Genomic DNA, 10,130 nt, shown 5'->3' with positions numbered 1-10,130 from the left:
TAAACATTAAAATGTCACTCTATGTGACGTTTTATATCGGTTTTATGAAGCAGATTCGCAAATCTCCCATCCTTCTATTACAGAATAGGTAATTATTAATTGTTGATTATTAATTATCGAATACCCCTACTTCCTACTTCTATAACAAGGGTGTTGACCTATAATATTCTTTAATCAATTTGTATAATTATTCTTATCTATCCCCTGTTATGGCCACCCATGGCTTTTGGTTATGGTGTTTCGTTGACAGGTAATTAGTAGCTTCAGGTTAATGGAATTTTAATGTTTATTAGGTAAGAAAAATACTTTATACAGATTTGTTAAGTAAAAATACAGAAGAAATTCCACAACTTGACTGACAATCTTCACAAAACCTTTACTTTATTTAGCTGAATCTTGACAGAAACTTTACCTAAAATAAAGAATTATTGTCTATGATAGAGGTATGAATATTGGCAAGGCTTTTTTAAAGAAAAGAAGCGATCGCCTAACTATGGTTGATTTCTGATTTCAGAATATAGAGCCGTAAGACAATATTTCTTCAAATTTTTCTGAACCACTTAAAACATTACTTGAATAAAAATAACAATGGCTAAGATACACACAAACCAAAAACTCATACCTACAACCACAGCTTGCTCTACTATCAATATCAATACAAGTAATGCCAAAACAAGCACTATTAAATACGATTTTGAGGTGGCTCCTTATCGAGGAGAATTAACAGAGAAAAACTATTACGGTTCTTTCACTTTCAATTGCTCGCAATTAAGTGGAAAGGGTGTAGAGTTCATCAAAGTCGATAACTTTGACTTTAGATTTTTCGGTGTTGACTATGGCAAAGCTGATTTATTATTTGCAGAAGCCGTATTTAGGGACGGTGATTTCCTGGGATTAACTGCTAGTGGCGCAGATTTCTCTTTTATCTGTGGATTTTTCGAGTTGTCTGAGGCATCTTTTGCTTACAATATTAACTCCAGTTTTGGGGCAGCAAATGTGACATTCTCTTTAAGGCAAGTTACTGATGAGAACCTTGCAACAGTCTTTGCTCCTGAACCTAGTATTTTGATGAAAGTTGTAGTATGACTTATATCTACAAAAGCTTGAGTAAAAGATCGCAGCCAGGGGTTTCAACCCCTGGATGAAAAATAACTTACAGAATTTATTCGTTCATTAATGGATAATGGATAATTGATAATTACCTCTGGTTAAAACCGTTCGGGAATTGAATATTAAGGAAATGTCCTAGCATTTTTTTCCCTTGAAAGGGGAAGTTAATAAAGCTGAATTATTTAATTAATAATTATTAATTATTAATGATTCGGTAATATTCTAGTATTATAGCACTATTAAGAGTTACACAATACAACATATTTTCTTCATTGCGACTTACAGGGAAACACTCTCAAATCCTAGTTTTTTCTACCTAAACAGATAACTTCAATAATTAATAATTACCTCTTCTTTCTAAAAATAGGATTAGCTCAAAGGAATTGTTTTATCTAGTTTTTGATTCAAACCCTACATCATCATTACTAGAGTAATTTATATTATTAGTAACAATATATTCTGTTCTGTTAAATAGTAATTCTCATACTGGTCAGGTACAAAATCATAGGCTTTAGATAAGAGAAAAGAAGTAACAGGGAATAAACATAAAAGTCTACCTCAAAATATACCTCACATTTACTGAGAAATGATGTGACAGGTTAATTATTTAATATATATAGAGAATATCTTAACTCGGAAGCAGAAAAATGATATTATATCATCTTCAGTTAATACTTAACGGAAAGCTTTCCGACAACAAAAATACAAACATATTACGCAACAAAACCCAACCTACAGTATTATAACTAATTATCTAATCCCAAAAATACCTGCAATAGCTATTAAGTAGTGAACATAAATAAATTCAACAACTGTAGGGCGGGTTTAATGGACTAAATTGGAAATATCAAAGCTTTCAACCCGCCCATACAAGTTTTTAACGTTTAATTAGACCTACCTACTTAACTATTAAAGGTTTGTACTAAACATCATAAATTATGTTGCCAAGTGACTTACTTTCTCATCGTCAAACCGGAGAAACAATTATTCCTCAAAAGCTGAAAATAGATGCTAAAAACTTAAGCATTGCCACAGAAATGATTAATTGTTTCCAAGAAACATTGGGAAAAACTCAGGGAGAACTCGATAAACGTTTACAATCAATTGAAGGAGATGACCCTAACTATCGCTTTAAAAGAGGATTAGCACATATTCTCAGAGGCAGTTTTTCTACCTTTGAAATCATCAGTCCTCTTGAACCGATAGAATTAAGAAATCGTGTTTTTGCTGTTGCTGCAGAAGTGGTTCCTAGTGTCAAATCAACAGAATTAACTTTAGAAAATTTAGCAACTAAATTAAGTCAGGAATTAAACCGAGAAGTTGTACCTGATGAAATTAGAAAAGGTCTCTATGCAGACTTACAAGAAAATAGAATTTTAACCCAATTTGATGCCCCCACACCAGAAGCATTATTACATAGATATAACCTTTCTCAAGTTCAAGGTATTTTTTATAAAGCTAGTCACATTGAATTAAATGCTCATCGTAATGATCCAGGAGAATATAAACTGTTATTTAGATATGTGAAATTATTTCAATTAATGACTTATATCGAAGGAGATGCTGACCAAGGTTTTACCCTGACAATAGATGGTCCTTATAGTTTATTTAAACCTAGCACTCGTTATGGTTTAGCATTAGCAAAAATGTTGCCTGCATTATTACACGTTACTAAATGGAGTTTACACGCAACTTTACAAAATCGCGACTCTTTTAGTGGAGCTTGGAAAACAGGCAAATTTACTCTTAATTCTGATTGTGGTTTAGTTAGTCATTATCCACCAGGAAAGCCTTATGATAGTATGTTAGAAGCATCATTTGCAGAACGTTGGGGTAAGTTAAAAACTGAGTGGAAATTAGAAAGAGAAGTTGATTTAATTCCAATTCCTGGTAGTGTGATGATTCCTGATTTTCGACTGGTACATCCCAATGGAGAATCATATCTATTGGAAATAGTTGGATATTGGAGACCAGAATATTTAAAAAAGAAATTTGCTCAAGTGCGAAGTGCTGAATGTGATAATTTAATATTGGCTGTTTCTGAACGATTAAATTTAGAAAAAGCGGGTGTAAAAGTTAAAGATGTGCCAGTTCCTATTGTGTGGTTTAAGGATAAGTTATTACCTAAGTCGGTTTTAGAAATTTTAAATTCTATTTAGGGAACAAGAAATAGAGGGATAATTTAATAATTAATAATTAATAATTAACAATTAATTATTAGGGTTTGCTGAAAAAGTATTTTTGTTCTTTGTAGTAGTCAGTATTCAGTATAAATAGGAATTTAGAGGAGGTAGGAGTTATAATTTTTCCTCAATTTCTCTTTCCCACTCTTGTCTAAAATACTAACATTTTGAGGCTTTTCAACTCAAAATATCCCACTTTTTTAATACTCAAAAAGGCAAAAAGCTCTATCTGTAAACAGTTTCAGATTTGATCGGTAAGCCATAATTACCTCTCCTTAAAAGAAGAGAATTGAGCAAAATGATTTTTTTTGTTTTTTCTCCTTAAAAGCAGAGGCTTTAGACCTTAATTATTCGGTAAGCATTCAGATATCAGCTTTTGAATTAATCAATAAGAGGAAAGCTTGGCATTAGCAAAACCCACTTCACCCTAGTGCCGCTACGCGGAAGTCAGAAGTCAGAAGTCAACCCACCCCTAACCCCTCCCAGGAGGGGAAGAGGAGGGGAAGTTATACCATTTCTCAAAAAGAATGCTATATATGATTGGGTGGGGAAGTGGGGGAAGTGGGGGAGGTGGGGGAGAGGTTAAAAGTAGGAAAAACTAATACTAACCGATTAATAATTGTCAAAAACAGACTTTGAATTTTGCTAAATATTTGACTTCAGAAGTCAAACTGAAGTATAGCATTACTTTTGGTAATTGGTATTAGAAGTATTGATTAGTAAGACTTTTAGGATGCATGTAACTGGTCAGTTATTTCCGCCATTCTGCACTAGGATTTATATTTCTTGAATAAACAGTCTCCTAAACTATGGTTCTACCACTACCTCGGTACCTACTTTCACTTTCTCAAATAAAGTAACTACATCTTCATTGTACATTCGCACACAACCGTGAGAAGCTGCAGATCCAATAGATTCTACAGTCGGAGTACCATGAAACCCAATTGTGTCTTTGCCATCTGTCCAAAAACCAATCCACCTTAATCCTAAGGCAGTATCTGGCCCTGCTGGCATTACCTTACCTGTCCATGGGTTCTGCCATTGAGGATTTTCTACCAGTTGAATAACTTTGAAATTGCCTGTGGGAGTTTCCCAACCTGGTTTACCCACAGCTACAGGATAACTAGCAACTTCTTCTTCTCCCTCATATACATACACCCGCCGTTCCCCTAACCGAAGTACGATCCGAACTAACTCTTCTGCTTCTATACCCAGATGTTGTTGGAAGTCTTTAATTGCACGTTGTAGTTTTGGCATTAAGCCACCAAATGGGATGTTGGCTTGCTCTGTTTCCATTCCCAAATGTTGTTGGAAGTCTTTAACAGCACCTTTCTGTCTTGGCATTAAGCCACCAAATGGTAAATTAGCTTCCACCTGTGTTTGCTGATGATTATTAGTTCTCTGAGCAATAGGAGTAGAAGCTATGGCTAAGTTTTTAGTAAATAAAATAATTGCTGTGGTCAGGAAAATAGCTGTTAAATTATATGTTTTTTGGTTAATTTTGGTAATAAGATATAGCCATTTATTTGTGGTAGATTGTTTCATTTTTCACTCCTCATGTATCAAATTTAGATATTATCAGAAACTAATTTTTTGCAAGTTTAATTTAGCTTAGATGTTGAAAATGTTTCAGCTAAATTATCTTTGTATTTTTTAAGGTTCTACTACGACAGTTGTACCAATTCCTACTTTTTCAAATAGAGCCAGCACATCTTGGTTCAACATTCTAACACAACCATGAGACGCTGCTTGCCCTACGGTTTCTTCTTTCGGGGTTCCATGAAAACCTATATAGTTTGTGCCATCTGTCCAAAAACCAATCCATCTTTCTCCCAAGGGATTTTCTGGGCCAGGAGGTATAATTTCTCCTGTAAAGGGATGTTTCCAAGAGGGATTTGGGATTTTTTGGATAACTTTATGGATTCCTGTAGGAGTTTCCCATCCTTCTCTACCAATAGCTATTGGGTAGCTGGTTTTTAATTGGTCATTTTGATAGACATAGACACGGCGATCGCTTAATTTTATAACTAAATGAATTTTTTCATTGGGTTTAATATAAAGTTCATTTAGGGCTTTTTTTCTAATTATTGATTTGGATTTTATTTGTGGCTGGGTTTCGATTAAATCTGTCGATTTTGTCGAAACTCCAGATTGATTTTTAATAGGAGTTAAGGCATTGGCTTGTTGTTGTATAAGATTAAATATAATGACTGTACCTAAATTTAGGAGTATTACAAGATGAAAGGGATTAAAAAAAATATTGTTTTGATTACTATTTACACAATTAGGTGAAAAAAAATTGCTGGCTTTTAGATTCATTTATTCCATCCTTAACCACAGAAAATATACAAATTATTTATTATTACAAATTAAAGTTGTAGAAGCAATTCATAAATTGCCTCTACTCATGCAATGATTATTGTTTGATTAAGTCAACCTCCACTAATTTTAGCTTTGTAACCCAATTTGGTTAAAATCTCGACTAACTTTTGTTTATGTTCCCCCTGAATTTCAATTTCATTATCCTTAAGAGTTCCACCTGCGCCACATTGATTTTTAAGTTGTTTGAGTAAAGCTGTTAAAGTTTCTGAGTCTGACTGAAACCCACTAATAATAGTAACTGTTTTTCCTTTACGACCTTTACGAGATGCTTGTACTCTTAAATTTTGTTGATTTGGTGGTAAGTTTGGTAGTGCTCTTTCTGTTGCTGGAGAATTAGCATTATTACCAAATTCTGAATAAACTACGCGATCGCCTTTGGCATTTCTATTATCAGAGGTATTACGTTTGGAATTAGGCATAATTTCAAAGCCATATAATCGAATTTTTAGCTAGTATAGCATTAACCACTGTTATGGTAGATGGAGATAAAAAAAGCCACTTTATGGGAGCAAGATGCTCCCAATAGTTGCCTTGACAAAATAATTATATTAGGACTTACACAGAAGTCGGCTTATGGTAATAATTTAACTTCTGACTTCAGGTATACCTAACAATAATGAACCTGGCATCGCTTTTTTAATCCAGTCTGTAATTAGAATTTGTTCGCGATCGCATGACTCAAGTATCTCACCATTTAAGTTCCGAAATACTATTTCTGCTGGAATTTCTATTTCTTCGCCAGTAGGTATAATTATTTTCTCTATTTGAGAAACGGCAAAAGGTCGCAAACTTTGAAATACAACATAATTTCCACTTTCTCCAGCTAAAACCTCGGCTAAACCAATTTCTTGTCGATACTGAATTAACTTGTGCTTAGACTTTATTCGGGAAAATATAGAAGTAGTGCGGTTAGCATTGAAAAAAGGCGATCTGGTCGGTCTCGCCCAGTTTTTCCGCAAAGAAACGGGGTCAGTTAAAATCTGAGAACAAATTTGGTCAACATTTACTGCCACATCACCATCTCTTCCCAAATGTCGCAAGTCTAAACAAACTGTATGTAAACCAGCTTGCTGTAAACCCTCAAGTTTATCGAGAATAAATTGGTCTTTATCCAAAAACATAAACGTACCATGTACTGTTTCCAAAGTGGGAAAAGGTCGGTTATGGCTATCTTCTGATGAAACAGTAGTTTGCAAGGGAAATTTTTGTTCTGAATCAGAGTCTAACAAGTGTGGAGACAATAGGGAGCGTGGGGAATAAAACAACAAAATCTGCCCCACTCCTAAAACTTCACAAGCAACGGGGAGAGTTTGACAATATTCAATCAATTTTTGCTCTGGCAGTTCGATCGATAAAATCAAACGTTCCAAAGAGCCAGAAAAAATCTCACACCAACCCCGCAACCCTTCTAAATTATGATTACCTGTTTCTACAATTAACTGTAGTGCTATATTTGGATGATGAGTTTGCAACCACCAAGCTGCTCCAGGATCAGCAACCCGCACCGCTACAAACTTGCTAAGATCCCACTGACTCAGTTGTTGACAAATTTGACTCATAACTTGTTCTGGCATCAAAATATCCCACACCAATACTGGGCGCAAACCATATTCTGTGGCGGTTGATGCTAATGAGTGTGTTTGTTGTGGTGATAGTTGCCCCTGTTTTGCAAGGACGGTTGGTTGTATTAAAACTTCTTTTAAGTTAGTAGCGTTAACGCAACTTTTTAAATCGTTGATGGATGAGACAAAAGTGTTAAATTGCATGGAAAAATTTTATTATATCACTAAAGGGAAGGCAACCAGGAAATTGATTTGTTAATTAATGATTTTCCCAGATTTTTTGTAGTAGGTTCTGTATGATATTATGTAATTTTCAGATTATTATCAGAGTCTATATTATGGAACCCATAGAATTAACTGCAGCAGCGATCGCTCTTCCTTTTTTAACAAAATATATGGAAAAGGCCGGAGAAGGTTTAGGTGAAAAGACTGCCGAACAAGTGGGTAAATTGTGGCAAGTAATACAGCGTAAACCTGCGGATATTACTCCTGTTTTAAAATCTGCTGAGACAGAAGCTTTTCCGGTAGATTTTGGTCAGGCAATACTAGAACTGGAGGCTGCCACTAATCAAGATGCTGAAATTAACCAAGCTGTAATTGATGTCGCAAAAGTGGCTAAAGAAGAAAGTCCAGAAGATGTGAAAAAAATTGAGGCTGAAATTGAGAAAATTAAGGCTCAGGGGCCAACAGTACAAAATTATGGTAAGTTAGCTGAAGAAATTAGAAATGTAATTCAAGGAAATACTTTTCATGGTGGTCCAGGTGGTATTCACTTTTGACTGCAGTCGTCGGGAGGGGCACCGACAAAGGAAAGTACCCAACCTCCACAAAACCTGCCATTGAGTGGGGTGACAAAATTTGTAGGGCGCGACAAAGTATTAGCTACTCTGCACGAACAGTTACAACAAACAGAACGGGTGGCCATATCTTCTGTTTCGGGCATGGGAGGAATTGGCAAAACTGAACTTGCGCTCCAATATGCTCGGTATCATTGGCAACAAGAGACTTATCCTGGTGGGGTGTGTTGGTTGCGGGTGCTGGATGGGGATGTGGAGTTGCAGTTTCTCAGTTTTGCTAGGGTGCATTTGGGTCTGAAATTGCCTGACGATCTGAATATGCAGGAGCAGATTGATTTTTGTTGGCAGAAGTGGCCCAATGGGGATGTCTTAATCGTATTTGATGATGTGGCAAAATATGAGGAAATTGCGAATATTCTGCCTAGCAACCCTCGGTTTAAGGTTTTGCTGACTACCCGCAAAAAACATTTGGCAGATTCTTGGCAACAATTAAAATTAGAGGTTTTGGATGACGGTGCTGCTCTGGAATTGTTAGTTGCTTTGGTTGGGGAAGAGCGCATTCAACGGGAAGCGGATGTGGCAAAGTTGCTCTGTGGTGACTTGGGTTATTTGCCTTTGGGTTTGGAGTTGGTGGGGCGGTATTTGCAGCGGAAACGGGATTTGTCTTTGGTGGAAATGCGAAAACAATTGGATTTAAAACACCGCGCTTTGCAAAAAAAAGACCGCAAAGGAGCAAGCTTTCTGGATATGACTGCTCAACGTGGGGTGGAAGCTGCTTTTGATTTGAGTTGGTCAGAATTGGATGAGGAGGAAAAGGAGGTCGGATGTAGGTTGAGTTTGTTTGCTCCTGCTCCTATTCCTTGGCATTTGGTGCAACAGTGTTTGTCAGAAATGGATGAGTCAGATGTGGAGGAGATACGAGATGATGTACTGGTGAATTTAAGTTTGCTGCAACGAAGTGGTGAAAATATCTATCAACTACATCCACTTATTAGAAAATTTCTTGTAGGTAAGTTGGAGCAGTTTGACTCGGTAGACGAATGGAAACGTAATTTTTGTCACGTCATGGCAAAGAAAGCAAGAAAAATTCCCCATAATATTACACTGGAGGAAGTTGAGGAAGTTGAGGTTAATATTCCTCATATTGAGGAAGTGGCGGAACATTTGACTGAGTATTTGAGTGATGATGATTTGATTACTCCTTTCATTAGACTAGGTAGCTTTTATAAATATCAAGGATTTTACCCCCAGGCACAACCTTGGTATGAGAAGGGTAAAGCAATAGCTGAAAAACGGCTGGATAAAGATAATTCTGATGTGGCGACTGTCTACGACTACCTAGCAGGTTTATATGAATCTCAAGGCAGATATTCCGAAGCTGAATCTTTGTTCCAACAAGCCATCGAAATCGTCAAAATCGCCCTACCAGAAAATCATCCAGAAGTTGCTATCCACCTCAACAACTTGGCAGGTTTATATAAATCTCAAGGGAGATACTCGGAAGCCGAACCATTGTACCTACAAGCCATCGAAATCGTCAAAATCGCCCTACCAGAAAATCATCTATATCTTGCCACCAGTCTCAATAACCTAGGACTTTTATATCAATCTCAAGGGAGATACTCGGAAGTTGAACCTTTGTTCCAACAAGCCATCGAAATCGACAAAATTGCCCTACCAGAAAATCATCCATCCCTTGCCATCGACTTCAACAACCTAGCAGGATTATATTATTTTCAAGGGAGATACTCGGAAGCTGAACCTTTGTTCCAACAAGCCATCCAAATCGACAAAATCGCCCTACCAGAAAATCATCCATATCTTGCCACCCTCCTCAACAACTTAGCAAATTTATATCGTTCTCAAGGGAGATACTCGGAAACTGAACCTTTGTTCCAACAAGCCATCGAAATCGACAAAATCGCCCTACCAGAAAATCATCCATCCCTTGCCATCGACTTCAACAACTTGGCACTTTTATATGAATCTCAAGGCAGGTACTCCGAAGCCGAATCTTTGTTCCAACAAGCCATCGAAATCAACAAAATCGCCCTACCAGAAAATCATCCATCCCTTGCCATCGACTTCAACAACTT

The 10,130-nt window shown here is 36.5% G+C and carries 8 protein-coding genes; 4 read left to right on the top strand and 4 right to left on the bottom strand.

From position 1 onward, the window contains the following. The first annotated feature begins 588 nt into the window (after positions 1 to 588). Together ACP6PL_RS06855 and ACP6PL_RS06850 are read left to right on the top strand one after the other, a co-directional pair. Positions 589 to 1,086 carry a hypothetical protein gene (locus ACP6PL_RS06855; protein WP_426543889.1) on the top strand — a complete coding sequence of 166 codons (498 nt, stop codon included), beginning with the start codon at positions 589 to 591 and terminating at the stop codon, positions 1,084 to 1,086. A 962-nt stretch (positions 1,087 to 2,048) separates the two neighbouring features. Beyond that, a complete protein-coding gene (locus ACP6PL_RS06850; RefSeq protein WP_426543887.1) occupies positions 2,049 to 3,269 on the top strand; it encodes a DUF790 family protein in 1,221 nt (406 codons plus the stop codon). Positions 3,270 to 4,100: 831 nt separating this feature from the next. Here the strand turns inward: ACP6PL_RS06850 and ACP6PL_RS06845 are convergent. The 4 genes from ACP6PL_RS06845 to ACP6PL_RS06830 form a co-directional block, all read right to left on the bottom strand. Continuing rightward, entirely contained in the window at positions 4,101 to 4,838 is a 738-nt protein-coding gene (locus ACP6PL_RS06845; RefSeq protein WP_426543885.1) for a L,D-transpeptidase, read from the bottom strand. A 108-nt stretch (positions 4,839 to 4,946) separates the two neighbouring features. Then, positions 4,947 to 5,612: a L,D-transpeptidase gene (locus tag ACP6PL_RS06840; RefSeq protein WP_426543883.1), complete on the bottom strand. Its 666-nt coding sequence runs from the start codon at positions 5,610 to 5,612 to the stop codon at positions 4,947 to 4,949. Positions 5,613 to 5,725: 113 nt separating this feature from the next. Further along, entirely contained in the window at positions 5,726 to 6,094 is a 369-nt protein-coding gene (locus tag ACP6PL_RS06835) for a translation initiation factor (RefSeq protein WP_426543881.1), read from the bottom strand. Positions 6,095 to 6,259: 165 nt separating this feature from the next. Beyond that, positions 6,260 to 7,441 (bottom strand): U32 family peptidase, encoded by a 1,182-nt coding sequence (locus tag ACP6PL_RS06830; protein ID WP_426543879.1) that lies wholly within the window; start codon positions 7,439 to 7,441, stop codon positions 6,260 to 6,262. A gap of 134 nt (positions 7,442 to 7,575) precedes the next feature. On the opposite strand from ACP6PL_RS06830, the gene ACP6PL_RS06825 reads away from it, so the two are divergent. After that, on the top strand, positions 7,576 to 8,016 hold the full coding sequence (locus tag ACP6PL_RS06825; RefSeq protein ID WP_426543877.1) for a hypothetical protein: 441 nt from the start codon (positions 7,576 to 7,578) through the stop codon (positions 8,014 to 8,016). Positions 8,017 to 8,085: 69 nt separating this feature from the next. Beyond that, positions 8,086 to 10,130: tetratricopeptide repeat protein (locus ACP6PL_RS06820; protein WP_426543893.1), on the top strand; the 2,045-nt coding region annotated here is incomplete at its 3' end.

The sequence above is a fragment of the Dapis purpurea BLCC-M126 genome (assembly GCF_050015975.1).
In the GTDB taxonomy this organism is placed as follows: Bacteria; Cyanobacteriota; Cyanobacteriia; order Cyanobacteriales; family Microcoleaceae; genus Trichodesmium.
Note: the sequence above shows the minus strand (reverse complement) of the source record. Positions and strands in the feature narration are given on the sequence as shown.

Bases quoted from the DNA above. Each gene is read 5' to 3' on its own strand.
- ACP6PL_RS06855 (WP_426543889.1), top strand. From the start codon at position 589: ATGGCTAAGATACACACAAACCAAAAACTCATACCTACAACCACAGCT.
- ACP6PL_RS06850 (WP_426543887.1), top strand. From the start codon at position 2,049: ATGTTGCCAAGTGACTTACTTTCTCATCGTCAAACCGGAGAAACAATT.
- ACP6PL_RS06845 (WP_426543885.1), bottom strand. From the start codon at position 4,838: ATGAAACAATCTACCACAAATAAATGGCTATATCTTATTACCAAAATT.
- ACP6PL_RS06840 (WP_426543883.1), bottom strand. From the start codon at position 5,612: ATGAATCTAAAAGCCAGCAATTTTTTTTCACCTAATTGTGTAAATAGT.
- ACP6PL_RS06835 (WP_426543881.1), bottom strand. From the start codon at position 6,094: ATGCCTAATTCCAAACGTAATACCTCTGATAATAGAAATGCCAAAGGC.
- ACP6PL_RS06830 (WP_426543879.1), bottom strand. From the start codon at position 7,441: ATGCAATTTAACACTTTTGTCTCATCCATCAACGATTTAAAAAGTTGC.
- ACP6PL_RS06825 (WP_426543877.1), top strand. From the start codon at position 7,576: ATGGAACCCATAGAATTAACTGCAGCAGCGATCGCTCTTCCTTTTTTA.